Origin of the sequence: Streptomyces sp. UNOC14_S4, from assembly GCF_020740835.1 — a bacterium.
GTDB lineage: Bacteria > Actinomycetota > Actinomycetes > Streptomycetales > Streptomycetaceae > Streptomyces.
Genome location: NZ_JAINFC010000026.1, coordinates 1 through 23400, shown reverse-complemented (window position 1 = coordinate 23400; position 23400 = coordinate 1). Strand labels below are relative to the sequence as shown.

23 protein-coding genes and 3 tRNA genes are annotated in these 23400 nt (G+C 71.5%); 11 read left to right on the top strand and 15 right to left on the bottom strand.

The features are described from left to right. Window positions 1–45: 45 nt before the first annotated feature. Window positions 46–957 (top strand): TIGR03620 family F420-dependent LLM class oxidoreductase, encoded by a 912-nt coding sequence (locus K6I34_RS04500; RefSeq protein ID WP_229322746.1) that lies wholly within the window; start codon window positions 46–48, stop codon window positions 955–957. A gap of 85 nt (window positions 958–1042) precedes the next feature. Here the strand turns inward: K6I34_RS04500 and K6I34_RS04495 are convergent. From K6I34_RS04495 to K6I34_RS04485, 3 genes are all read right to left on the bottom strand, one after another. Continuing rightward, window positions 1043–1116 (bottom strand) — tRNA-Met (locus tag K6I34_RS04495). A gap of 47 nt (window positions 1117–1163) precedes the next feature. Continuing rightward, window positions 1164–1236 (bottom strand) — tRNA-Arg (locus K6I34_RS04490). Between the two features lie 300 nt (window positions 1237–1536). Then, window positions 1537–1627 (bottom strand) — tRNA-Ser (locus K6I34_RS04485). Window positions 1628–1915: 288 nt separating this feature from the next. On the opposite strand from K6I34_RS04485, the gene K6I34_RS04480 reads away from it, so the two are divergent. From K6I34_RS04480 to K6I34_RS04465, 4 genes are all read left to right on the top strand, one after another. Then, complete coding sequence (locus tag K6I34_RS04480; RefSeq protein WP_229322745.1) at window positions 1916–2461, top strand: SSI family serine proteinase inhibitor; 546 nt, start codon at window positions 1916–1918, stop codon at window positions 2459–2461. Window positions 2462–2709: 248 nt separating this feature from the next. Beyond that, window positions 2710–6870, top strand: coding sequence for a PAS domain-containing protein (locus K6I34_RS04475; RefSeq protein WP_229322744.1), 4161 nt, complete (start codon window positions 2710–2712; stop codon window positions 6868–6870). Window positions 6871–6890: 20 nt separating this feature from the next. Continuing rightward, window positions 6891–7373 carry a DUF6597 domain-containing transcriptional factor gene (locus K6I34_RS04470; RefSeq protein WP_374230798.1) on the top strand — a complete coding sequence of 161 codons (483 nt, stop codon included), beginning with the start codon at window positions 6891–6893 and terminating at the stop codon, window positions 7371–7373. Window positions 7374–7464: 91 nt separating this feature from the next. Beyond that, window positions 7465–7908: an NUDIX domain-containing protein gene (locus K6I34_RS04465; protein ID WP_238488151.1), complete on the top strand. Its 444-nt coding sequence runs from the start codon at window positions 7465–7467 to the stop codon at window positions 7906–7908. 74 nt (window positions 7909–7982) lie between these two features. Here K6I34_RS04465 and K6I34_RS04460 read toward each other — a convergent pair whose 3' ends face one another. The 4 genes from K6I34_RS04460 to K6I34_RS04445 form a co-directional block, all read right to left on the bottom strand. Further along, a complete protein-coding gene (locus tag K6I34_RS04460; protein ID WP_229322743.1) occupies window positions 7983–8357 on the bottom strand; it encodes a hypothetical protein in 375 nt (124 codons plus the stop codon). Further along, window positions 8354–8557: a ribbon-helix-helix domain-containing protein gene (locus K6I34_RS04455; protein ID WP_229322742.1), complete on the bottom strand. Its 204-nt coding sequence runs from the start codon at window positions 8555–8557 to the stop codon at window positions 8354–8356. Before K6I34_RS04455 ends, K6I34_RS04460 begins: the two co-directional genes overlap by 4 nt. A gap of 66 nt (window positions 8558–8623) precedes the next feature. After that, window positions 8624–8935 carry a DUF397 domain-containing protein gene (locus tag K6I34_RS38180; protein ID WP_229322741.1) on the bottom strand — a complete coding sequence of 104 codons (312 nt, stop codon included), beginning with the start codon at window positions 8933–8935 and terminating at the stop codon, window positions 8624–8626. Continuing rightward, window positions 8932–9747 carry a helix-turn-helix transcriptional regulator gene (locus K6I34_RS04445; RefSeq protein WP_229322740.1) on the bottom strand — a complete coding sequence of 272 codons (816 nt, stop codon included), beginning with the start codon at window positions 9745–9747 and terminating at the stop codon, window positions 8932–8934. Before K6I34_RS04445 ends, K6I34_RS38180 begins: the two co-directional genes overlap by 4 nt. 159 nt (window positions 9748–9906) lie before the next feature. Between K6I34_RS04445 and K6I34_RS04440 the strand changes: the two genes are divergently transcribed. Together K6I34_RS04440 and K6I34_RS04435 are read left to right on the top strand one after the other, a co-directional pair. Further along, complete coding sequence (locus K6I34_RS04440; protein ID WP_229322739.1) at window positions 9907–10236, top strand: hypothetical protein; 330 nt, start codon at window positions 9907–9909, stop codon at window positions 10234–10236. An 83-nt stretch (window positions 10237–10319) separates the two neighbouring features. Further along, window positions 10320–10526 (top strand): hypothetical protein, encoded by a 207-nt coding sequence (locus K6I34_RS04435; RefSeq protein WP_229322738.1) that lies wholly within the window; start codon window positions 10320–10322, stop codon window positions 10524–10526. 85 nt (window positions 10527–10611) lie between these two features. Here the strand turns inward: K6I34_RS04435 and K6I34_RS04430 are convergent, their stop codons facing one another. The 7 genes from K6I34_RS04430 to K6I34_RS04400 form a co-directional block, all read right to left on the bottom strand. Continuing rightward, window positions 10612–12264 (bottom strand): long-chain fatty acid--CoA ligase, encoded by a 1653-nt coding sequence (locus tag K6I34_RS04430; protein WP_229322737.1) that lies wholly within the window; start codon window positions 12262–12264, stop codon window positions 10612–10614. 239 nt (window positions 12265–12503) lie between these two features. Beyond that, window positions 12504–13055 carry a SigE family RNA polymerase sigma factor gene (locus K6I34_RS04425; protein WP_229322736.1) on the bottom strand — a complete coding sequence of 184 codons (552 nt, stop codon included), beginning with the start codon at window positions 13053–13055 and terminating at the stop codon, window positions 12504–12506. A 288-nt stretch (window positions 13056–13343) separates the two neighbouring features. Beyond that, the gene (locus K6I34_RS04420) at window positions 13344–14180 is read right to left on the bottom strand and encodes a DUF1906 domain-containing protein (protein ID WP_229322735.1); all 837 of its coding nucleotides are present in this window, start codon (window positions 14178–14180) and stop codon (window positions 13344–13346) included. A gap of 53 nt (window positions 14181–14233) precedes the next feature. Further along, window positions 14234–15436 carry a lipid-transfer protein gene (locus K6I34_RS04415; RefSeq protein WP_229322734.1) on the bottom strand — a complete coding sequence of 401 codons (1203 nt, stop codon included), beginning with the start codon at window positions 15434–15436 and terminating at the stop codon, window positions 14234–14236. Next, window positions 15433–15915: a MaoC/PaaZ C-terminal domain-containing protein gene (locus K6I34_RS04410; RefSeq protein WP_229322751.1), complete on the bottom strand. Its 483-nt coding sequence runs from the start codon at window positions 15913–15915 to the stop codon at window positions 15433–15435. The genes K6I34_RS04415 and K6I34_RS04410 overlap by 4 nt, the downstream gene beginning before the upstream one ends. Next, window positions 15915–16991 (bottom strand): OB-fold domain-containing protein, encoded by a 1077-nt coding sequence (locus K6I34_RS04405; protein ID WP_229322733.1) that lies wholly within the window; start codon window positions 16989–16991, stop codon window positions 15915–15917. The genes K6I34_RS04410 and K6I34_RS04405 overlap by 1 nt, the downstream gene beginning before the upstream one ends. A 181-nt stretch (window positions 16992–17172) precedes the next feature. Next, complete coding sequence (locus K6I34_RS04400) at window positions 17173–17481, bottom strand: hypothetical protein (RefSeq protein WP_121799094.1); 309 nt, start codon at window positions 17479–17481, stop codon at window positions 17173–17175. A gap of 632 nt (window positions 17482–18113) precedes the next feature. On the opposite strand from K6I34_RS04400, the gene K6I34_RS04395 reads away from it, so the two are divergent. The 3 genes from K6I34_RS04395 to K6I34_RS04385 all read left to right on the top strand — a co-directional run bounded on the left by K6I34_RS04395 (window position 18114) and on the right by K6I34_RS04385 (window position 21311). Further along, window positions 18114–18854 carry a hypothetical protein gene (locus tag K6I34_RS04395; RefSeq protein ID WP_229322732.1) on the top strand — a complete coding sequence of 247 codons (741 nt, stop codon included), beginning with the start codon at window positions 18114–18116 and terminating at the stop codon, window positions 18852–18854. A gap of 69 nt (window positions 18855–18923) precedes the next feature. Further along, window positions 18924–19709: an alpha/beta fold hydrolase gene (locus K6I34_RS04390; RefSeq protein WP_229322731.1), complete on the top strand. Its 786-nt coding sequence runs from the start codon at window positions 18924–18926 to the stop codon at window positions 19707–19709. Between the two features lie 174 nt (window positions 19710–19883). Next, the gene (locus K6I34_RS04385; protein ID WP_374230797.1) at window positions 19884–21311 is read left to right on the top strand and encodes an amino acid permease; all 1428 of its coding nucleotides are present in this window, start codon (window positions 19884–19886) and stop codon (window positions 21309–21311) included. Between the two features lie 44 nt (window positions 21312–21355). Here K6I34_RS04385 and K6I34_RS04380 read toward each other — a convergent pair whose 3' ends face one another. After that, on the bottom strand, window positions 21356–22393 hold the full coding sequence (locus K6I34_RS04380) for an AraC family transcriptional regulator (RefSeq protein ID WP_229322729.1): 1038 nt from the start codon (window positions 22391–22393) through the stop codon (window positions 21356–21358). Between the two features lie 92 nt (window positions 22394–22485). Between K6I34_RS04380 and K6I34_RS04375 the strand changes: the two genes are divergently transcribed. Then, entirely contained in the window at window positions 22486–23379 is an 894-nt protein-coding gene (locus tag K6I34_RS04375; RefSeq protein ID WP_229322728.1) for an NAD(P)H-binding protein, read from the top strand. The last annotated feature ends 21 nt before the right edge of the window (window positions 23380–23400 follow it).

The following is a 23400-nucleotide window of genomic DNA, read 5'->3' as shown; positions in this document are numbered from 1 at the left end:
TTTCGGCTCCCTGTGATTCTTCTGAGAATCCGCGATGATCGCCGCATGGCACACACAGTGATCGGCAGGGACCTCGGCAGGATCGGGGTCTGGAGCACCGACCTCCGGGTGGACGATCCCGACGCCCCCGACAACGCGGAGCGGCTCGGCGAAGTCGCGGCAGCGGCGGCGGAGTTGGAGGCCCTGGGCTACGGCACGCTCTGGGTCGGCGGCAGCCCGGACGTCACCCGGGCGGCCCACATCCTCCGGGCGACGGAGCACGTCACGGTCGGCACGAGCATCATCAGCATCTGGCAGCACCCGGCGGCCGAAGTGGCCGCCGCGTACGCCGCGCTGCCGCCCGCCCTGCGCGAGCGGCTGGTCGTCGGCCTGGGCGTCAGCCACGCCCACATGGTCACGGGCTGGACCAAGCCGTACTCGGCGATGAAGGCGTACCTGGACGAGCTGGACGACTCCCCGCTCGGCCCGCTCCCGGGGCGGCGGATGCTGGCCGCGCTGGGCCCGCGCATGCTGCGGCTCGCCCGCGACCGGGCCGCGGGCTGCCTGCCGTATCTCGTGACCGCCGAGCACACGGCGCGCGCCCGCGAGCTGCTCGGTGACGACGCGGTCCTGGCTCCGGAGCTGAAGGTCGTCCTCGACGACGACCTCGCGCGCGCCCGCGCCGCGGCCCGCGACCATCTGGCCTTCTACCTGCCGATGCCGAACTACACGAAGAACCTGCTGCGGCTCGGCTTCACCGAGCGGGACTTCGAGGCGGGCGGCAGCGACCGGCTGCTGGACGCGGTCTTCGCGCTCGGGGACACGGAGGCGGCCCGCGCCCGCGCGGACGCGTTCCTCGCCGCCGGAGCCGATCATCTGGCCGTCCAGGTCGTCCTGGACCCGGCCCGCCGCAAGGCGGGCGAGCTCCCGCTGGCCGAGTGGCGCGCGCTGGCCGGGGCCCTGCCCCTGCATATGTGACGGGCGTTACAGCCGTAGCGCCGGAAGTGGAAGTGAAAACGGAGCAGGCCCGGCACTCCGAAGAGTACCGGGCCTGCTGTCGCAGTAGCGGGGACAGGATTTGAACCTGCGACCTCTGGGTTATGAGCCCAGCGAGCTACCGAGCTGCTCCACCCCGCGACGGTCGAAAGTCCCGGACCCATCAGATGGGAGCGGTCTTTCAACAGTGCGCTCGGCAGGATTCGAACCTGCAACCTCTTGATCCGTAGTCAAGTGCTCTATCCGTTAAGCTACGAGCGCTCGGCTTCCCGGCGGTTTTTCTTGCCGGTCGGCGTTGCGTGGACAACATTACATGAACTCCGCCGGGACGCGAAATCCATTAGCCGCACCTGCCCTGACCTGCGAAAACGCCCCGCAGGCGCGATCGTGGCCGGCCTCCGGGAGATCGGGCCGGGAGCCCGGAGGAGTCCGGGAGGAGATCGGCGGGGAGCGGATCCGGTGCCCCCGCGATCGAAAGCCACGATCGGAAGGCGCGATCGGAAGCCACGATCGGAAACAAAGAAGCCCCGGCCGTCCAGCAGGACGACCGGGGCCACTCGGCGGAGGCGGAGGGATTTGAACCCTCGATGGGATTTAAGTCCCAAACCGCATTAGCAGTGCGGCGCCATAGACCGGACTAGGCGACGCCTCCACGCATCCACCACGCGCATGCGCGGGTGTGTGCTTGCAGATGATGACACAGCCTTGCGGCCGACCACCAATCCGCTTCTACGGTACCGGCCCCGCACCGGCCGGGGCAAAGATGTTTCCGGCGCGCAACGCGTTGCGTTCTCGGACGTTAGACGGGGGAAGGGGCCGCTCGGGCCCCTCGCCGTGCCGCCACGCCGGTCCGTGCGTCCGCCCACACCGGCGTACGGGCACACCACCGGTGTACGGCCGCCGCGGCCCGTCGTACCTCCACGGACACCGGAGTCCCGCCATGAGTCCAGTACCGAGTGCCACACCGAGCCCCGCGCCGCATGCCACGCCGCATGTCACACCCGGCGCCTCCCCGAGCCCCTCCCTCCTCCGCGGCATCGCCACCCGCACCCGTCTCTTTTCTCTCGCGTCTCTCGCGCTGGCCCCTGTCCTGCTCGCGCTGCCCGCTGCCTCCGCCGCCCCCATGCCGCTGCCGGTCCCGGAGCACGACGGCGACCGCCTCACGGTGACGATCACCGACTCGGGCGGCCCCGACGGCCGCTACGAGCTCTACTGCCACCCCGACGGCGGCACGCATCCGCGCGCGCGCCGCGCCTGCGAACAGCTCGACAAACAGACCCGGTGGGGCAAGGACCCGTTCGCCCCCGTGGACAAGGACGCGAACTGCACAATGGTCTACGGCGGTCCGGAGCGCGCGCACGTCTTCGGGAAGTGGGCGGGACGTCCGGTCCACGCCCAGTTCAACCGGACGAACGGCTGCGAAATCGCCCGCTGGAACAAGTTCTCGGAACTTCTCGTATCCCCGCAGAGTGCCCCCAAGGAGTGACAAATGGAGTGACACGGGAGGCATGTCCGGCCTGCGGCGGGACGCCCCGCAACGGGCCCCGGGCGGCCGGGGAGCAACCGGACGGTGGTCGTCCACCCCGCCTCGCCGCACGTGTCATCCGCCGTCGCGCCCGCCTCCGCAGCCTTTAGACTTCCCTTCAGTGACACGCCAGGAGGGCGCCGTGGAAGAGTGCGCCGCCCGTTCCGGCGCAGTCCGCAAGGTGCGGTAACCAGGGAGGAAGCGTCGTCGTGAGCAGCAGGCCATCCCGAGGCACTGCTCGCCTCGCAGCCATACTCGATGCCCTCCCCGACGCGCTGTTGCTCGTCAACTGCAACGGCACGGTCGTCAACGCCAACCACATAGCGCTGGAGACCTTCGAGGCGCCCGGCACCGGCCTCGTGGGGCGCGGACTGCTCTCGCTGCTGCCGGATTTCGACTCCCGGCGCATCCCCGGCTCGATGCGGCTGCCCGACAGCGACGACGGCCGCACCAAGCCGACCCGGATGATCGCCCGGCGTACCGACGGCGCCCAGTTCCCCGTCGAGGTGACCAGCGCCAACCTGGAGGACGGCCGTACCCCGTACGCCGACCACCACCCGTACACCGGCGACGAGCTGCTCATGATCGTCGTCCGGGATCTCACCGGGACGCTCGACACCGAGGCCGAACTCGCCCGGCAGCAGCGCCAGACGGAGATGATCCTGCGCGCCGCCGCGGAGGGCGTCGTCGGTGTGGACACGGCCGGGAAGGTCGTCCTCGTCAATCCGTCCGCCGCGCAGATCCTCGGCTACCGCGCCAGCGACCTCGGCGGCCAGGAGCTGCACCCGCTGGTGCACCACTCGCGCGCGGACGGCACGCCGTTCCCGTACGAGGAGTCGCCGATCGCCGACACGCTGCGGTCCGGGCGAAAGCACCGGGTGCGCGGGCAGGTGCTGTGGGCGAAGGACGGGCGCGCGGTGCCCGTCGACCTGACGACCGCCCCGGTGCGCGACGGCGACCAGCTCGTCGGCGCGGTGATGACGTTCACCGACCGGCGGCCGTACGACGCGCTGGCCGCCCGCCACGCGCAGCTCGTGGCCATGCTGGAGAGCTCGCTGCGGGGGCCGCTGGAGCAACTGCGCGGAGAGCTCGGCACCCTGGCCGACGACCCGGCCGGGCAGCTGTGGCCCGAGGCCAATCAGATCCTTCATCACCTTTCGGCCGGTTACGGCCGGATGTCCACTCTGATCGACAATGTCCTGGCCTTCCAGCGGCTGGACGCAGGTGAGGCCAAGCTCGCCAAGGAAGGCGTGCCGCTGGACGAGGTCGTGGCCGCGGGCGTCGAGGGCGCCGTCGAGCTGATCGGCCCCGGCCGGGCACAGTTCGCCGTGCACGCCCCCAAGATCGACGCGGAGGTCGACCCCGAGCTGTTCGCCCGCGCCCTCGCCCATCTGATCGCGGACGTCGCGGGCGTCGACGCCACGGGCAGCCCGTCCGCCGCGGCCTCCGCCGCCGGCGCCGGTGGCGCGGGCGACTCGACGATCGTCGTCGCGGCGGCACAGCGCGGTGAGGTCGTACGGGTCGAGGTGCGCGGCCCGTACGCGGGCGGCGACCCGGTCCACGGTCCCCTCGTACGCGGCATCGTCCGCGCGCACGGCGGCGTGCTCCAGACGCACGAGATGCCGGGTGCGGGCGGCCCCGCGTACGTCCTGGAGGTCCCGGTCTCGGCCAAGGGCGGCCCGGTGCCCCCGTCCACCGAGCGGCGGACGGGCCCGGACACGATGAGCTCGACGACGGTCATGCCGGTGCCCGCGCAGCGGGCGCGCGGCACGGCGCAGCAGCCCCCCGTGGGCGCGGGCGCGGGTGCAGGCACGGGTGCGGGTGCTGGGGAGCGCCCGGCTCAGGGGCCGGCTCCGGTCCGGACCCAGGCCCCGGTTCAGGCCCCGGTTCAGGTGCCGTCTCCGCTTCAGGCGCCGGGCCAGTCCTCGAACCAGCCCCCGAACCAGGCTCCGATCCAGGCTCAGGCCCCGAAGGCCGTGCCTGTCCCTCCTGTTGTCCCCCCTGTCGCTCCCGTCCCGGCGCCTGCCGCGCCGAAGGCGGAGGAGACGGTGCCGCCTCAGCAGCAGCCGCAGCCGACCGGGCGTCGCCGGGGCAAGCCCAGCAGCGAGGAGGAGCAGCCCGACGGGGCGGAGGGCCGCGAGGGCAGGCACGGGCGGGGCCCGGGAGCCGAGGGTGCCCAGGCCCAGGCCGTTCAGGGCGGCGGACTCGTACCGCCGCAGGGCACGCCCGCGCCGACCGGCCGCCGCGCCCGGCGCGAGCAGCGGCCCGTCGAGCCGGAGGCGCCGCGTACGCCGTTCGCGCTGCCTCCCGCTGAGGCCGACCGCACACCCGACTCCCCCACCGGGGCCCAGGCCCAGGCACAGGCCCAGGCACAAGCCGCGCCCACCGGCCGCCGTGCCCGGCGGGTCGCCGCCGCCACGGAGACCCCCGAGCGCCCGATCCCGGGCCAGGCCAACGCCGAACCGGACGTCCCGCGGACCGCGTTCGCCCTCCCCCCGGCCGCCGCCGACCGCGCACCGGCGGAGCGGACACAGCAGGCACCGCAGGCACAGCAAGTGCAACAGGCGCAGGCACACGCGCTGCCGGGCGCGCCGCGCAGGCCGATGGACGATGCGGCCGGTGGGGCCGGTGGGGCGGCGGAGGCGGCTGCGGCCGCGACGCCGGCGATCCCTGTGGCTCCCACGGCGCCTGCGAATCCTGCGAATCCGGTGCCCCCTGCCGCTCCGGATACGACGGTCCCGACGGCGGCGAACAGCGGTGCTCCCGGCACTGCCACGCCGCTGCCCGGCGGCGCCCCCGGCGTGCCTCCCGTACCCGGTCCCGGTCCCGCTCCCGCTCCGGCCCCGATTCCGGCCCAGCCCCAGACTCCGCGCGCACACGCGGATCACGGTGCCCCCGGCCCGTACCCGGCGGCCCCCGGACAGCAGCCCGCGCCGTACGCCGCACCCGGAGCTCCCGGAGCTCCCGGAGCACCCGGCAGCGGCGTGCCCGACGCCGCGCCGCACGACGGCCCGGCCCGGCCGAACCCGGGGCCCGGCGCGGCGACGCCGTACGGTTCCGCGCACCCGGGCGACCCCGTGCCCTCCGGCGGTCCCGCCGCTTCGCACCCGGAGCACGGCGGCGCCGAAGGCAGGCCGAACACCGCCACACCGCCCGGTACACCGCCCACCACACCGCTCGGCACGGCCGAGGCGTCGGCCGAGACCGGGGCCGAGGCCGAGACCGCTGTCGCGGCTGCCGCCGCCGCTGCCGCCGCGCCCGCCGGAACGGGTCGGCGCCGCGCGCGCCGCGCCCTCGCCGAGGAGCCGGGCGCAGCCCCCGCGGGCGAGGCCGCCGCACAGCCGATCAGCGTGCGCACGCTCGGGCAGGGCCCCGGTGGGGAGACGCCCGCCGCCGGTACGCCGGTCGGCGCGCCCGCCGCCGGTTCGGGGCGCCGCCGCAAGCTGGGCAACCCCGCCGAGGGTGGCGAACGGCAGACGCACACCCCGTCGGCCGCCGTCCCCAAGCCGCAGACCCCCGCCGGTGCGCCGCCGCAGGGCCGGGCCTTCGCCATAGGGGCACCGGACGAGGGCTCGGAGGGCCCCGAACCGCTCGACGGCCCGAACGGCGTCGTCGAGGTCAACGCCCCCCGGCCGCCGATGGACGACGAGCTGCCGCCGGAGCCGCTGGACAACCCGCGCCGGCTGCTGGTCTGGCCCGCGCCCGACCCCTCCACGCAGACGGCGCTCACCGAACGCGGCTACCGCCCGGTGATCGTGCACTCGCGCGAGGAGGTGAACGCGCAGATCGCGGCGTACCCGGCCGCGCTGTTCGTCGACCCGCTGACCGGCCCGATCACGCGCACCGCACTCCAGTCGCTGCGCGAGGCCGCCGTCGAGGCGGAGGTCCCGGTGCTGGTGACGGCCGGTCTGGGCCAGGCGGCGAAGGAAGCGGCGTACGGTGCCGACCCGGCCGTCCTCCTCAAGGCCCTGGCCCCGCGCGACAGCGAGATGCACCCGCCGCGGGTCCTGCTGATCGAGGAACACGAGCCGATCGCGGACGCGTTGACGGCCACGCTGGAGCGGCGCGGCATGCAGGTGGCGCGTGCCGCGGCCGACGCGGAAGCGGTCGCCCTCGCCGGGCAGCTGCGGCCGAACCTCGTCGTCATGGACCTCATGCAGGTACGCCGCCGCCGCGCGGGCATCGTCGACTGGCTCCGCGGCAACGGCCTCCTGACCCGCACCCCGCTGGTCGTCTACACGTCGGCGGGCATCGACCCCACCCAACTGGCCCTGCTCGCCGCAGGCGAGACGGTCCTCTTCCTCGCGGAACGCTCGACCAGCGCGGAGGTCCAGGGCCGGATCGTGGACCTGCTCTCGAAGTTGAGCTGAGCCCGCGCTCGGTTCCTTTTGTGTCCTCCACGTACGCAGAGCGCGCGTCCCGGCTGCCGGACGCGGTCGTGTGGACGCGGGGAGCCGTCAGCCCGGGTGCCGACGGGGCGGGGCCCGTGGTGCTGCCTGATGGCTGCATGGACCTGCTGTGGACCGGGGGCAGACTGCTCGTCGCCGGGCCCGACACGCGCGCGTACCGCCCCGGCCCCGGCGCGCAGGGCCCGTGGGCGGGCGTCCGCTTCCCTCCCGGCACTGCCCCCGCCCTGCTCGGCGTGCCCGCGCACGAGCTGCGGGACCAGCGTGTCGACCTCGCCGACCTGTGGCCCGGTGCCGAGACGCGCCGCCTGACGGAGCGCGTCGACGCGGCACCCGACCCTGCTGCCGCCCTTGAAGATCTGGCGTTGCACCTCGCGTCGATCCGATCGACCCTCGCCGTCTACCAACGGCGCAAAGTTCCGGGCGCCGCGGAACTCGCGCGCCGAGCCCGCGAGGCGCTGGCCTAACATCCCCCATGACCGGCCGTCGAAGGGACGCACTGTGACTCAGCAGAAGACCGACCAGCGGCAGAGCAAGCTCGAACCCGCTGTCGATTCCATGACACTTCTGGTCGCGGCCGTCATCGTCCACGACACGGCCACCGATCGTGTCCTCCTGCTCCAGCGCAGCCGCGAGGCGAAATTTGCCCAGGGCCTGTGGGACCTGCCGGTCGGTAAGAGCGAACCCGGCGAGCCGATCACCGAGACCGCGGTACGCGAGCTCCGCGAGGAAACGGGATTGAGCGTCGACCCGGAATCGCTCGAAGTCGCCCATGTCATCCACAGCGCCTGGGGAGTCGAGGCGCCTCATGGATTCCTCACCGTCGTCTTCGTGACGCACGAGTGGAAAGGCGAACCGGAGAATCGGGAGCCCCGGAAGCACGCTCGCGTCGCTTGGGTGGACGTCTCCTCCGTTCCCGAGGACTTCGTGGACACCACCGCCCGCGCGCTCCGCCACCACCTCACGGGCGGTCCCCAGGTCTCTCTCGATGGGTGGAACTGACACACCGGTGCCCTGTCCCGTTGATCAGTGTCAGAGACAACGACACAGACGAGATCCCCTCCCGCCCGCGCTGATCACGGCAAAGCGGCCCGCAATCGCTCCGCGATCGCGAAGACGCCCGCGCGGCCGGCCTTAGCCTCGTCGACCAAGTCGGCGAGGAGCACGGGCGAAGGCAGTTCCTTGGCCCCCGCGACCCGGAGGTACGAGCGGGTGGCGGCCGCCGCGTAGAACTCGTTCATAGGGGAGTCCAGGGCCGGGCAGACGGCCAGGGTGTGCAGGAACGCGGCGGCCCGCCAGGCGGTGTCCGGCGCAGGCCGCTCCGCGACGAGCACCAGGTCGTTCTGGTGACGGGCAACGGCCGCCACCACCGCCGACGCGTCCCACACGGTCGGGTCGGAGGGAAGGTGATGCGCCAAGGCGCTCCACGCCCACTCCATCGTGATCTTCACTTGCCGAATCGCTCCTGGAAGTAGTCCCAATGCTCGGCGAACTCCTCGACCCCGTCGAGGAACATTTCCCGGTCCTCGTCCAGCTCGCGCTTCGTCGCCTCGGTGATCAGCGCGGTGACCGTGGTGCCCTGCGCCTCGGCGCGTGCCTTCAGCTGGTCGTGGAACTCTTCGTCCAAGCGGATCGTGACGTGTCTCGACATGACACCACCGTACAGCGCCCGCGCTGTACAGCGCAGGGATTCGCTGTACCGACGCAGGGAGCCACCTCAGGTGGCGGCGTGGGTGACGAATTCGGACCAGGCGTGGGCCGGTACGGCCATTCGCTGTCGTGGGCTGCCGGTGGTTTTCGAGTCGCGTATGCGTATGGCACCCGGTGCGGTGGCGGTCTCCAGACAGTTGCCACCCGACCTGTCGTTGCTGTAGCTCGGCTTGCGCCAGCAGTGGGCGAACTCGACACAGTTGCCTGTCGTGGAGTCGCCGTAGCTGGCTTTATGCCAGTAGCGAGCTAATTCGACACAGTTCCCCGTCCCCGTACTGTCGCTGTAACTGGACTTGCACCACGACCGCTCAGCGCTCACAGTTCCTCCATCATCTTTCTGATGAATCTCCTGCTCTGCTCCTCGCTGAGGGCTTGCATACGGATCAGCGCCAGTCGATTCGTGAGGTCGTTGAGAGCTTCCGCGCCCCCGTGCAACTCGGCGACCACTTGGCCTTCCTCGTACCCGACGCGCTCATGTTCCGCCCCCTCCAGCATCGTGAAGGAGCCGTCGAGCCCGGGATGCCGCCCAACGCTGAATGGCAGCACCTGGATGAACACGTTGCGCTGCTCTCCCACGTCCAGCAGATGCTGGAGCTGCCTCCTCATCACTTCTGGGCCACCCACAAGGGTCCGTAGCGCAGCTTCGTAGATCACGTAAGTGAACAGCGTCGTCGGCTTCTTCAGCAGCTCCTGCCTGTCCATCCGGAACTGCAATCGCTGCTCGACGGTCTCGTCGTCAACCGGAGGGCACTGGCCAGCGATCAGCGACCGAGCATAGTCCTCAATCTGCAGAAGTCCGGGAATCAGCACCAGCTCGAAGCCATGCACAGCCACCGCTTCGGCCTCGGCCGCGATGAACTCCGGATAGCGCGGCTGCACCACCTCCGGCCCCATATAAGGACAAGCCGCCAGCAGCAGCCCCTTTGCCCCGCACAACTGATCCGCCGCCTCCAGCAGCTGCTTCGTCGGCTTGCGCCGACCCTGCTCCATCGATCTCACCGTCTCGACGGAGTAGCTGGCCTCCGTGGCCAGTTCCTCGCGGCTGACGCCGGCGATGTGACGCCAGAGTCTGACCTGGTCGCCGCAGTAGCGCCAGGAGATGGGCGGGTTGTCGATGCCTCGCGTCTTCACGGGGGCTCACCTCACGGTCCGTACCCACATGGTCACCGCGGACGCTAGTGGTGGCCAGAGCTTCGTACGCCTCGCAGCGGCAAAAATCCCCCGTGCGAGTGGATGAGGTGCGATGAAATGATCATTTCTTATGAAACCGAGCCCGCGGGGAGACCGAATATGCCAGTGACCCTTCACCCCGACAGCCACGACCCGGGTGACCCCGAAGTCTCCCTCGCCTGGTGGATGTTCCACGCCTTCCAGGACCGGCTGGCCGCCGCCGAAGGGTTCACCCCGCTCATCGACCTCCCCGAGGACGACGGCGGCCAACTGCCTCCCGACGTCTGCGCGCAGCTGCTGCCCCGGCTCGAAGCGCTCGTCGACCGGTGGCGGCAGAAGCCCGATCCCCAGAACGACCCGCTCCTCCCCCGCCATACCGAGATCGCCGCCGAACTCGTCGCCGTGCTGCGCGTGTGCGTCGCGAAGGACGTGGAGCTGTCCATCTGGTGAGCAGGCCGGGGAAACGCACCGGCCACCCGAGAACGGCTTCGCGGGCCCCTGCCGCCAGGCAGCCCGGCTGCGATCATGAAGGCATGAATCTCGCCCTGAGCCGCATATGCGCCGTCGCCGTGCTCCTCCTCGGCATCGCCCTGAGCTTCTGGAACGTCTTCGGGGCACCCCACGACTGGGAGGGCAGCATGAAGTGGCTGCGCCTCCCCCTGTGGCTGGCCGTACCGGGCCTGATCAGCGCCAGCGCCAAGCTGATGTTCCCGAGCGGCACCACCGACCGGGCCCGCTGAGCGACGCCGCCGACCGGGCCGCTGAGCGGACCCGCCGAGCAGGCCCGCCGAGCAGGCCCGCCGACCGGCGGAGCCTCGCCGCGCGTCACCCCAGGACCGAGACGTCCAGCCCGCCCTCCGCGTACAGCCTGCGCAGCACCTTCTTGTCGAACTTCCCCACCGACGTCTTCGGCACCGACTCCACCCGCGTCCAGCGCTCCGGCAGCTGCCAGCGGGCGACACGCTCGGCCAGGAAGGCCCGCAGCGCCTCGTACTCGACCACCGCGCCGTCCCGCAGGACGACCGCGGCCAGGGGCCGCTCGCCCCATTTCTCGTCGGGGACGGCCACGACGGCGGCCTCGGCGATCTCCGGGTGGGCCATGAGGTGGTTCTCCAGCTCGACGGAGGAGATCCACTCGCCGCCGGACTTGATGACGTCCTTGGCGCGGTCGGTCAGGGTGAGGAAGCCGTCGGGCGTCATCACGCCGACGTCACCCGTACGCAGCCAGCCGTCGGGGCTGAACTTGTCCTCGGGGCGCACCGGTTCGGCGCCCGCGCCGCCGTAGTACGCGCCCGCGATCCACGGGCCGCGCACCTCCAGCTCGCCCGCCGACTTGCCGTCCCAGGGCAGGAAGCCGCCGCCCGGACCGGCCAGCCGGAACTCCACCGACGCGGGCAGGCGGCCCTGCGAGACGCGGTACGGCCAGGCGTCCTCCGCCGACAGCCCCTCGGGCGGGTAGGCGACGGAGCCCAGCGGCGAGGTCTCCGTCATGCCCCACGCCTGGACGAGCCGGACGCCGTGCCGCTCCTCGAAGCCCGCCATCAGCGACGGCGGACACGCGGAACCGCCGCTGATGACCGTGCGCAGCGAGGACATGTCGCGAGGCCGGGCGTCGAGTTCGGCGAGCAGGCCCGCCCAGATCGTGGGCACGCCCGCGGAGACCGTGGGGCGCTCCTTCTCGATCATCTCGGCCAGCGGGCCCGGCTGGAGGAAGCGGTCGGGCATCAGCAGCGAGGTGCCCGCCATGAACGCGGCATGGGGCAAGCCCCACGCGTTCACGTGGAACATGGGGACCACAGGCAGGCAGATCTCGGCCGGTGTCAGCCCGAACGAGGCGGCGGCGTTGACCTCCATCGCGTGCAGATAGATCGAACGGTGGCTGTAGAGCACACCCTTGGGGTCGCCCGTCGTCCCGGAGGTGTAGCAGAGCGCCGCGGCCTGCCGCTCGTCCAGCTCGGGCCAGTCGAAGGTCTCCGGGCGGTCGGCGATCAGTTCTTCGTACGTGTGCACCTGCGGACGACACCCGGCCAGCAGCGACAGGTCGGCAGGACCGGACACGACGACGTGCTCCACCGAGCCGAGGTGCGGCAGCAGCGGCGCCAGCAGCGGCAGCAGCGAGCCGTTGACGATCACCACACGGTCGGCGGCGTGCCCGACGATCCAGGCGAGCTGCTCGGCGGGCAGCCGGAGGTTCAGGGTGTGCAGGACGGCGCCCATGGCGGGAACGGCGAGGTACGCCTCCACATGGTCGCTGTTGTTCCACATCAGGGTGGCGACACGCTCGTCGGCGACGACGCCGAGCTCGTCCCGCAGGGCGTTCGCCAGCCGCGTGGACCGCGCGCCGACCTCCCGGAACGTCCGCCGCAGTGGCTCGCCGTCCCCCGTCCAGGTCGTCACGGTCGCGTCGCCGTGCACTTGCGAACCGTGCACGAGGATGCGGGTGACGGTCAGCGGTACGTCCTGCATCGTGCTGAGCACCGGGGGCCTCCCGTAGGACCAGAGCGGGGCGGGTGATCGTTTCCGCTGATTGTGCTGCGGTGTCTCGCGGTAAGTCACTACCCGGACGCTAAGACTCCGGCCACATCGGACGCTACGGCTCCGCCATATCCGGCCCACGGCCCACGGTCGGCGGTCGGCGGTCGGCGGTCGGCGCAGGCGCGGGGCGCACCCCGCACGGACGCGCCCCGCGCCCATGCCGTCTACGCCGCCCACGCCACCTACGCCGCGTGCGCCAGCTCCGGATCCTCGCGAAGCTTGCCGAGCGCCCTGGAGACCGCGCTCTTGACGGTGCCGACGGAGACGCCGAGCAGTTCGGCGGTCTGCACCTCGGTGAGGTCCTCGTAATACCTGAGGACGACCATGGCCCGCTGCCGGTCCGGCAGCCGCCGTACCGCCCGCCACATCGCGTCGCGCAGCGCCTGCTGCTCCGCGGGGTCCCCGGCGACGGCCCCGGCCGTCGCCGGGTCGCGCTCGGGGAGCTCCTCGTACGGGAACTCCTCGATCTTTCGCTTGCGCCACTGCGAGGTGCGTGTGTTCACCAGGGCACGGCGTACGTAGCCGTCCAGCGCCCTGTGGTCCTCGATGCGCTCCCAGGCCAGGTAGGTCTTGGTCAGCGCCGTCTGCAGCAGGTCCTCGGCATCGCAGGGGTTCGAGGTGAGCGAGCGCGCGGTGCGCTGCAGGACCTGGCCCCGGGCCCGGACGTACGAGGAGAACGACGGGTACACGGCGGCGGAGGCGCTGGTGCACACTGGCGTCGCGGAAGCTGTCATGCCTCAAAACTAGGAGCGGGGGCCCCTTCGGCGGATCGGCCGGAGGTGCCGAAGGCGGCTCACCCTCAGGTCGTACGGGTACGGCCGCCCCCACCTCCTGGAGGGGGAGCGGTGCTCGTCCGAGGGACGACCCCGGGCGGGGGCCGGAACGACGCGGGGCCGCGCCCCGTCAGGGGCGCGGGGAACTGCGCGACCAGCCACGACGCGACCCGCAGCCGCGCGCGAAGCGCAAGCCGCACCCCCGTAGGCGCCCCCTGGAAGGCGCCGCAGGCACCCGCGCCCCCACCGTCAATCGATGATCGCAACCGGCGCATCCACCAGATTCCGGTCGACCGTCAGCCGCTGCCCGCCATGGGTCTCCGTGACATTGCCCTTGTACTGGTGGATACGCCGATGCGGCGTCCACGCGTTGCGGCCGAGCGCCGGCTCCCCGTCCGTCGTCGGGTCGACCCGCCAGCGCGCGAACCACATGATGTCCGGCAGCCCGGACGTGCCGTTGCGCCGGGCGCGGTCCATGTGGCGTACGCCGGAATCGGCGCTGCTGTAGAAGCCGGGGAGGTAGCCGAAGTCGCGGACGGTCGCGGTCCAGCCACGGATGAAGGAGAGGGTCACTGCGGCACAGTCGTCGTCGCCGTCGTCGTAGGCCTCCATGTCGAGGTAGAGCGGGCTGCGCGGGGCGATGCCGAGCGCGGCGGCGCGGTTGGCGGCCTCCTGTCCCTCGTCCTGTCCCTGGTCGTAGGGGTAGTCGCCGATCTCGTAGCCCCGTTTGGAGTCCGACTTCACGCACGGCGACTGCGAGCCGACGAAGATCGGCAGGAACTTCCAGCCCAGGCCCCGCGCGCTGCTCAGCCAGCCCGCGCTGAGGTTGGTCTGGTGGGGGCACGCGCGGGCCCGGCCCGCGTAGTAGACGCCGATCGCGTGGTAGTCGGAGTCGCGCCACGCGCGCATGGCGGTCAGCGAGGGTGCCTGGCACGCGTCGATGCCCCACCCCCTGAAGATCGACGCCCCCTCCGAGCGGGGGTCGCCGCGGTCACCGGCGACGGCGGACCCCGACCCCGTGGTCAGCTGGGTCAGCGCCACCATCAGGGCGACCAAATATCCGATGATCTGCTTGCGACGAGCCATGACACGAGTCAACGGGGCCCGGCGGCGCGGCTTTCCTCTGACACGCCGTCGATTCATCCGTCTGCCCCGAGAAGCAGCCCGGACGTGGGAACTCCCGTACCGGCGGTGACCAGCACATGTTCGACTTCGCTCACCTGATTGACGGATGAACCACGCACTTGTCGTACCGCCTCGGCGACGCCGTTCATCCCGTGCAGATAGGCCTCGCCGAGCTGCCCGCCGTGGGTGTTGAGCGGCAGCGCCTCCTCGGCGACGAACGCCCAGCCCTCGCCGGGCGGGCAGAAGCCGAACTCCTCCAGCTGCATCAGCACATAGGGCGTGAAGTGGTCGTAGAGGATGCCCACATCGATGTGCTCCGGGGTCAGGCCGCTGGTCTCCCAGAGCTGCCGGGCGACGACGCCCATCTCGGGCAGGCCGGTCAGGTCGTCCCGGTAGAAACCGGTCATCTGCTCCTGCCCGCGGCCCGCGCCCTGCGCCGCGGCGACGATCACGGCGGGCGGGTGCGGGAGCGTACGGGCCCGCTCGACGGAGGTGACGACGAGCGCCTGGCCGCCGTCCGTCTCCTGGCAGCAGTCCAGCAGCCGCAGCGGCTCGACGATCCAGCGGGACGCGGCGTGGTCGGCGAGGGTGATGGGTCTGCCGTGGAAGTACGCGGCCGGGTTGGCCGCCGCGTACCGGCGGTCGGTGACGGCCACGTGCCCGAAGACCTCGGGCTCCAGGCCGTACGTGTGCAGGTAGCGGCGCGCACTCATCGCGACCCAGGACGCGGGCGTGAGCAGCCCGAACGGCAGCGCCCAGCCGAGCGCCACGCCCTCGGCGGACGGCTCGCGCCGCCGTACCCCGGCGCCGAAGCGGCGGTCGGAGCGCTCGTTGAAGGCGCGGTAGCAGACGACGACCTCCGCCACGCCCGCCGCGACGGCGAGGGCGGCCTGCTGCACGGTGGCGCAGGCGGCGCCGCCGCCGTAGTGGACGCGGGAGAAGAAGGTCAGCTCGCCCATGCCGGTGGCCTGCGCGACGGCGATCTCGGGGCTGGTGTCCATGGTGAAGGTGACGAGGCCGTCGACGTCGGCCGGGGTGAGCCCGGCGTCCGCGAGCGCGGCCCGCACGGCCTCGGCGGCCAGGGCGAGCTCGCTGCGGCCGGATTCCTTGGAGAACGCGGTCGCGCCGATCCCGGCGATGGCCGCCCGGCCACCGAGACCGTCGAGGCGGCGGGGGCGCTGGGTGCGGCGGGGGCGCATGTGGGTGACCGCGCTCATGCGGGCGCCCGCGCGGGCGACGGGGACTGCGACGAGGAGGACGAGAGGGACGACTGGGATGGGAGAGATGGAAGAGACGGGAGAGTCACCGTGACCGTACCGGTGACATGGTGGCCCAGGCGGTTCGTGCCGACGACCGAGACCTCGACTACCTCGACGGAAGTCTGTGCAGGTGTGCGATCTCTCACGGAGACGATCCTTCCGCTCAACACCAGTGAATCGCCTGGATAGTTGGGCACGCCGAGACGGATCGAAACCTTCCGTAGGCGGGCCTCCGGCCCGAAGTGATCGGTGACGAACCGGCCCACCAGACCATTGGTGGTGAGGATGTTCATGAAGACGTCGGGCGAGCCTTTGGCGCGCGCCGCCTCTGCGTCGTGGTGGACATCCTGGAAGTCACGCGAAACGAGGGCACCCGCGACGACGAGCGTACGGGTCACGGGCACAGTGAGCGGAGGTAGTTCGTCCCCCACCCTCATCACGACACCCGCCCTTCGCGCGCCCGGAATACGGGGAGCAGCCGCCCGCCGTCCACCCCGTCCTCGCTGCCCTCGCCGTTCACGCCGTCCGTGCCGCCCACCTGCGCGAACTCCAGCTCGACGGACATCCCTACGCGCACCCGGTCGTGCGGCACCCCGACGACATTGCTGATCATCCTGACCCCTTCGGCGAGTTGGATCAGCCCGACCGCGTAGGGCGGGTCGAACGCGGGGAGCGCCGGGTGGTGCACGACCACGTAGGAGAAGACCGTCCCCGCGCCGCACGCCTCGACCGCCGTCCACTCCGGCGAACCGCACTCCCCGCACCCCGGCAGCCAGGGGAAACGGAGGGTCGCGCAGGCATCACAGCGTTGGATGAGCAGTTTGCGGGCGGCGACGCCCTCCCAGAAGGCGGCGTTGTCGCGGTTGACGACGGGGAGGGGGCGGGCGTTGCCGTCACTCCGGACGCCGTCGCCCTGGGCCCCGTCCTCGCGCCGGGTACCTTCGCTTCGGGCGCCTTCGCCCCGGATGCCCTCGCCCTCCGCCGGGTCGGAGGGCATACGCGCCGGGGCCGTGCCCGCCGGATCCGTGCCCGCCGGGGCGTACCGGAAGACGCGGAAGCGGTGGCTCCCGACACACTCGCCGTCCACCCGCAGGTCGGTCCGCGTGGTGATGAAGTACCCGGTGCCGAGCCTGGTGGTCTTGCGCGGGGACACCGTCTCGATCACGGTGTCGTAGATGATCGCGTCTCCCGGCCGCAGCGGGCGCAGATACTCCTGCTCGCAGTCGGTGGCGACGATCGCGGTGTACCCCGCCGTCGAGAGCAGTTCGAACAACTCGCGGTGGGCCGGGGAGCGATGGGCCGGCCCGCCGAGGCCGGGCATGATCCAGACCTGGAGCATGGCGGGCGGGGCGATCGCGTCGGAGCCGGTGTAGGCGGGGTTGGTGTCCCCCATGACCTCGCACCAGTGCCTGATCATGGGCGCGTTGACAGGATCCCTGGCCCGGGCCGCGGCGGCCGCGGGTCGCCCCTCGTAGCCCTTGAGCAGCGGGTGGATGTCGACGGGGTCGCGCACCTGGCCCCCCTTCCCGAATTATCTGACTGTCCGTCAGATACGCGGGGGCTGTCAAGAAGTCGGAGACGGGGGACGGACATACGACGACGGCTGCGCGGTGACACCCCGAGTGCCACCGCGCAGCCATCACCAGACCCTGTCCACTCTCACCCAGTCAAGTGGCGCCTCCCCGAGCGGGCCCCTACTTCACGTAGACGAAGTGCACCACCACGTTGTCCTGACGGATGGCGGTGTCGTGGGAGTTGTTCACGCTCGCCGTGTTGTTCTGGTTCGAGGCTCCGGTGCCGGTCGCCTGCTGCTGACCCGTCGTGGAGTTTCCGTTGTTGGTGTGCCCTACGCCGCTGCCCACGATGGCGGCGGCCGCCACGTTGGAACCCCGGTTCGCCAGCTGGTTGCCGTCGTCGGCCGAGGCGACCCCGGTGAAGAGCAGGGCGGCCATCGGCAGGGCGGCCACAGCGGCGAGGACGCGAGCAGTGCGGGTGCTTGCCATGTCAATTCCTCCAGAACGCAGAACGGAGCAGAACGGAACTGCTGCTTAGTACTGGGCGGTTGGCCGACCGCCCAGCGGGTTTCCGACGTCGTCGCTGGTTTCAGAATTGCCCACCGAATCCCCGGCGAACCACCCGTCGCTCGCTATTCCCTCGCAAGCATGACCGCTCACGAATAAACCCCCAACAATCGCCGCACCGCCCCCGAGAGCCTCATCCCGGACCCGTCGCTCGCCGCGGAACCCTTACGCCGCACAGGCAGAACCGTTCCGGCCGCAATTCGGCCAAATTCGCCGAAGGCGAAACTCCGGGAGTCGGCGGACAAGGAATGAACGTTCATCCCCCAAGGGCCTGAAACCCTTACGGGACTTGGGCTGTGAGGGCCGGGACGGGCGTGACGCACGGGGCCCCACGGAGGCGGCCGCTCCCGGCACCGGAGCAGCGTGAAGATTGCCGGATTCCGGCAATGCGTACGACTACGGTCATCTGTCACCCTCTCCTCGGGCGGGCTCCAGAGCACCTGACTGCGGGATTCCGGCAACCCCGGAGCCACGCGGCCCCGCGAGGTCCCATGGAGACAACGCGGAACACCGCCCCGCCCGCACGCCCTAGCACCCAGAGGGACCAGAGAACCGTGAACACCCCGGAACCGAACCAGCCGTACACCCCGCCCCAGCCGCCGCAGCAGTCGCAGCAACCCCAGCCCGGACAGCCGCAAACGCAACCGCAGCACCCGCAGCCGCAGCCGCTTCCGTCGTACGGGGATCAGCCGTCATACGGGGCCCAGCCGCCGTACACGGCACAGCCGCAGTTCGGCGCCCAGGCGCCGTACGGGCAGCCCGGCGGAGCCCCGGCCTACCCGGCGGCCTACCCGGCGGACCAGCCGTACGGGGCCGCCCCCTACGGGCACTACGGGCAGCCGGGCGGCCAGGCACCGTACGGGCAGCCGGGGGGCTGGGCGCAGCCCTACGGCCCGGACGCGCCGATGCCGAGCGGGATCAAGACCTCCCGCATCCTGCTCTTCATCATCGGCGGCCTCTACAGCCTCCTCGGCCCCCTGCTCTTCGTCATGGCCTCGGTCGTCGGCGGGAAGACCGAGGACAAGGACCTGACCCCCGGCGCGATGTACGCGACCGGCGCCTTCGCGCTGATCGTCGGCGTCGCGGCCCTGGTCATCGCCTCGCGGTTCGGCAAGGGCGGCGACGGCCACCGCATCGGGGCCGTCGTGGTCGCCGGGGTCATCCTGGCCAACGGCATCCTCTCCCTGCTCGCGGGACAGGCGATGTTCATGGCGGGCAACGCCACGGCGCTCGTGATCCTGGTCAACTGCCTGAAGAAGGACAACATCGCCTGGTTCAAACGGCCCCGGGGCTGACGGTCGGAACCGGCCCCGGTGACCGCCGGGGCCTGGTGATCACGGCCTCGCCACCACCAGACTCACGCCATGGAACTCATGGTGCCGGTCGACGGCGGCGAGGTCTGGGCGGACGACTCGGGCGGCGACGGGCCGCCCCTGGTGCTGTTGCACCCCTCGGTGGGGGACTCCACGATCTGGGACGCCCTCGTCCCGCGGCTCGCCGGGCACCACCGGGTGATCCGCCACGACGTCCGCGGCTACGGCCGCTCCCCGGCCCCCACCACACGCTTCTCCCCGGTCAGGGATCTCGCCGCGGTCCTCGGCCACTTCGGCGTCGAGCGGGCGGCCCTGGCGGGCTCCAGCCTGGGCGGACGGACGGCGCTGAGCTTCGCCCTCGACGCGCCCGAGCGGGTCGCGGCGCTCGCCCTGCTGTGTCCGGGCGTCCACGGCTACCCGGACATCATGCCGCCCGGCGTGTACGCGGAGATCGGACGGCTGGCCGAGGCGGGTGACATGGACGGCCTGGTCGCGCTGAGCCTGGGCCTCTGGGGAACGGCGGGAACGGCGGGCACCGGCCACGACGGCGACCCCGAGGCCGCCGCCCAGCTGCGCGCCGCGATCCCGGGCTGGTTCTCCACCCACCCGTATCTGGAGCCCGAGCCGCCCGCCTACGGCCGCCTCGGCGAGATCCGCGCCCCGTCCCTCCTGGTCCTGGGCGAGCGGGACCAGCCCGAAGTGGTCCGGTGCAACGAGGACATCGCCGCCCGCATCCCGGGCTGCCGCCTCGTACGGCTCCCGGACGCCGACCACTTCCCGACCCTCCGCGCCCCGGACAGGTGCGCCACGCTGATCCTGGACGCTTGTCGTCGTTGAATTCCGTACCCGAGCGGGCTCAGGGAAGTCCGGTGCGGTTCAGCAGCGCCCGAAGGGGCTCGGGGAACTGCGCGCCCAGCCACGACGCGCCGCAAGTGACTCGCCGGACTTCCAGCGGAGCGCCTAGTCTCGCGAGCCCAAGATCTACGAGATCTACGAGAAGGGCTCGGGTCAATGCAGCCACCGAAAACGGGTACATCACCCACATCGACGGGCGGGACCGTCGGCAATCACGAACAGGGAGGCTCCCCCGAGGGGTACAAACGCGGGCTGGGGTCCCGTCAGATCCAGATGATCGCCATTGGCGGCACCATCGGCACCGGACTGTTCCTCGGCGCCGGTACGGCGATATCGCAGGCGGGCCCGAGCCTCATCCTCTGGTACGCCGTCGCGGGTCTCGTACTCTTCTTCGTGATGCGCGCCCTCGGTGAACTCCTCACCCACCGGCCGGTCTCCGGCAGTTTCGCCGAATACGCACGCGAATTCCTCGGCCCCTTCTGGGGCTACGCCACGGCGTGGACGTACTGGATCATGTGGGTCACCACCGGCATGGCGGAGATCACCGCGGCCGGCACCTATATGAAGTACTGGTTCCCGAAGGTCGAGCAGTGGCAGACCGCACTGGTCGCGCTGGTCGTCCTGCTCTTCGTCAACATGATCTCCGTGAAGGCGTTCGGCGAGCTCGAATTCTGGTTCGCGCTCATCAAGGTCGTCGCCATCGTCGGCATGATCCTGATCGGGCTGGCCGTGCTCGTCATCGGCTTCGGGGACGTGGGCAAGACCGCGTCGGTGACACACCTCTGGCAGGACGGAGGCGTGGCGCCGAACGGCTGGCACGACTCGCTGATGACGCTCCAGATCGTCCTCTTCGCCTACCTCGGCGTCGAGCTCATCGGCGTCACGGCGGGCGAGGCGGAAGACCCGAAGAAGAACATCCCGCGGGCCATCAACAGCCTTCCCCTGCGCTTCGGGCTCTTCTACATCGGCACCCTGCTCGTCATCCTCTCCGTCGTCAGCTGGGCCGAATTCCACCCGGGCGTCAGCCCGTTCGTGGCGGCGTTCGCGAAAATCGGTATTCCGGCCGCGGCGGGCGTCGTCAATTTCATCGTGCTCACCTCCGCCCTTTCGTCCTGCAACGCGGGCGGTCTCTACTCCACGGCACGCATGCTCCGCACGGCGTCCGTCAACGGCCATGCGCCGAAGGCGCTTTCACGATTGACCGGGCGCGGCGTACCGGCACTCGCCCTGTGGGTGTCGGCGGTGACCATGGGCATCGGCGTCCTCATCAACGCGCTCGACCCCGAGCACGCCTTCGCGTACATCACGTCCGTCTCCACGGGCGGTGCCATTCTGGTGTGGAGCATCATCCTGGTGACCCATATGCGCTATCGCCGTGCCGTCGCCGTGGGCCGCGCGGACGCCTCCCCGTACCGCATGCCGGGCGCTCCGTATACCAACTGGCTCGCGCTGCTCTTCTTCGCCGTGGTGACCGTGATCATCGCGTGGAGCTCGGACACGAGGATCGCGCTCTATGTGATGGCGGTGTGGGTGGCTCTGCTGGTACTCGGCTGGGCGGTGCTGCGGAAGCGGACCGTGTCCTGAGTTTTTAAGACCTTTAAGCGGCCGCGAGTCTTCAACGCGAATCTTCAAGCGGTCGCGCGTGACGGGGGTGCCCCAGGGGTGGGGGCGCCCCCGTTCGCGTACCGGGCGCGGTGCTCCGTGGGGCGGATGCCCAGCGTCCGCTTGAAGGCCGTACTGAGCGCGTACGAGCTGGAGTAGCCGACCTGGCGGGCGACGGCGCCGACCGTGGCGTCCGTGGTCGCGAGCAGGTCCGCGGCACGGCAGAGGCGCCACTCGGTGAGGTACGCCATGGGCGGCCGGCCCACGAGCCGGGTGAACCGCTCGGCGAACGCCGCCCGCGAGACCCCCGCCCGCGCCGCCAGCCCGGCGACCGTCCACGGGTGCGCGGGATCGCCGTGGATGAGGTGCAGCGCCCTCCCGACGACGGGGTCGCCGTGCGCCCGGTACCACGCGGGCGCGTTCGTCGTCGGCAAGTTGAACCACTCACGGAGGCAGGACACGAGCAGGAGATCGAGCAGCCGGTCGAGGACGACCTCCTGCCCCGGCACGTCCTGCTGGACCTCGTGGACGAACATGTCCAGGGCGGGACAGCCGTCGGGGCACGCCGGGATGCGGGCGCACGGCGGCAGCGCGTCCAGTACGCGCCGCCCGGCCTGGCCGCGTACCTGATAGGCGACCACGAGCAGCATCGCCGCCCCGCCCGGCGTCTCCCCGGAGGGGCACATCGGCAGGCCGTCGACGATCGCGTAGCCGTCGGGCGTCGTGCAGTACCCCGACGAATTCACCACCGCCAGCGGCGCGGTGGCCGGATCGTCGGCGACGGTGAAGGGCCCCGGACCGGGGAGCAGGGCCGCCTCACCGGTGCGCAACGGCACGGGTTCGCCGCCGTCCGGGGTCACCCATGCGTCACCGCTGAGCATGGAGAGGAGGTAGAGGATCGAGGTGCCATCGGTGGCCTCGGTGCCATCCGTGCTGCCCGTGCTGCCCGTACCGTCCGTGCCATCCGTGAAAAGCACCGACCACGGCGGATCGACAACCGACTTGTCGAACAGCGCCCCGACCGGGCGGACATCACGCAGCAGACTCGACAAGGTGTCTCCCATGGGCCCAGCCTAGGCCACCGCTGGACGGACACACATCGAATCAAGACTTTCGGCCATCGACCGTCCAGCCGACCACCGATTGACTGACCCGCATGACCACTTCTCCCTCTTCTTCCTCTTCTCCCTCCTCCTCTACGCACACCCGGCCGTCCACGATCCTGGTGACGGGCGGCACCGGAAAGACGGGGCGCCGCGTGGCCGCGCTGCTGAACGCCCGCGGCATTCGGGCGCGCGTGGCGTCGCGCAGGAGCGCGGACGGCCCGGACGCCGTCCGGTTCGACTGGGCGGACGAGACGACCTGGCCCGCCGCGCTGGACGGCGTGCGCGCCGTCTACCTCGTCGACTCGCAGACCCCGACCGCCCCCGCCGAACTGCGGGCCTTCACCGAACTGGCCGCCGCCCACGGCGTGGAGCGCGTCGTCCTGCTGTCGGCCCGCGTCTTGGCGGAGGTGGGCGACCCGGCCTGGCTCGCCACCGAGGACGCGATACGGGAGGGGAGCGTGCCGTGGACGATCCTGCGGCCGACCTGGTTCATCCAGAACTTCCTGGAGGAACCGCTCATCGTCGGCGCGGTCTCCGCCTCCGCGGACGAACTGCGCATGCCCACCGGTGAGGGCCGCGAGCCGTTCATCGACGCCGAGGACATCGCGGAGGCCGCGGTCGCCGCGCTGACGGGCGAGGGCCACGCGGGGCAGACGTACGAGCTGTCCGGGCCGGAGGCGCTGACGTGGGGCGAGGCCGTCGCGGAGATCGCCCGCGCGACCGGCCGCGCGCTCCGCTTCACCCCCGTCGACGACGAGGAGGCCCTTGAGGTACTGACCGCGGCCGGGTGGCCGCGGGAGTTCGTCGAGCAGTACCTCCCCCTGCTCGCCCACATCCGGCACGGCCGCAGCGCGACGCTGTCCGACGGCGTGCAGCGACTCCTGGGCCGCGCGCCGGGCAGCGTCGCGGCGTACACGGAACGGGTGGCGAAGGAGACGGCGTAACGAGCACCCCCCGCCCCGCTC

Bases quoted from the DNA above. Each gene is read 5' to 3' on its own strand.
- K6I34_RS04500 (WP_229322746.1), top strand. From the start codon at position 46: ATGGCACACACAGTGATCGGCAGGGACCTCGGCAGGATCGGGGTCTGG.
- K6I34_RS04480 (WP_229322745.1), top strand. From the start codon at position 1,916: ATGAGTCCAGTACCGAGTGCCACACCGAGCCCCGCGCCGCATGCCACG.
- K6I34_RS04465 (WP_238488151.1), top strand. From the start codon at position 7,465: ATGACACTTCTGGTCGCGGCCGTCATCGTCCACGACACGGCCACCGAT.
- K6I34_RS04455 (WP_229322742.1), bottom strand. From the start codon at position 8,557: ATGTCGAGACACGTCACGATCCGCTTGGACGAAGAGTTCCACGACCAG.
- K6I34_RS04440 (WP_229322739.1), top strand. From the start codon at position 9,907: ATGCCAGTGACCCTTCACCCCGACAGCCACGACCCGGGTGACCCCGAA.
- K6I34_RS04435 (WP_229322738.1), top strand. From the start codon at position 10,320: ATGAATCTCGCCCTGAGCCGCATATGCGCCGTCGCCGTGCTCCTCCTC.
- K6I34_RS04425 (WP_229322736.1), bottom strand. From the start codon at position 13,055: ATGACAGCTTCCGCGACGCCAGTGTGCACCAGCGCCTCCGCCGCCGTG.
- K6I34_RS04420 (WP_229322735.1), bottom strand. From the start codon at position 14,180: ATGGCTCGTCGCAAGCAGATCATCGGATATTTGGTCGCCCTGATGGTG.
- K6I34_RS04415 (WP_229322734.1), bottom strand. From the start codon at position 15,436: ATGAGCGCGGTCACCCACATGCGCCCCCGCCGCACCCAGCGCCCCCGC.
- K6I34_RS04410 (WP_229322751.1), bottom strand. From the start codon at position 15,915: ATGAGGGTGGGGGACGAACTACCTCCGCTCACTGTGCCCGTGACCCGT.
- K6I34_RS04400 (WP_121799094.1), bottom strand. From the start codon at position 17,481: ATGGCAAGCACCCGCACTGCTCGCGTCCTCGCCGCTGTGGCCGCCCTG.
- K6I34_RS04390 (WP_229322731.1), top strand. From the start codon at position 18,924: ATGGAACTCATGGTGCCGGTCGACGGCGGCGAGGTCTGGGCGGACGAC.
- K6I34_RS04385 (WP_374230797.1), top strand. From the start codon at position 19,884: ATGCAGCCACCGAAAACGGGTACATCACCCACATCGACGGGCGGGACC.
- K6I34_RS04380 (WP_229322729.1), bottom strand. From the start codon at position 22,393: ATGGGAGACACCTTGTCGAGTCTGCTGCGTGATGTCCGCCCGGTCGGG.
- K6I34_RS04375 (WP_229322728.1), top strand. From the start codon at position 22,486: ATGACCACTTCTCCCTCTTCTTCCTCTTCTCCCTCCTCCTCTACGCAC.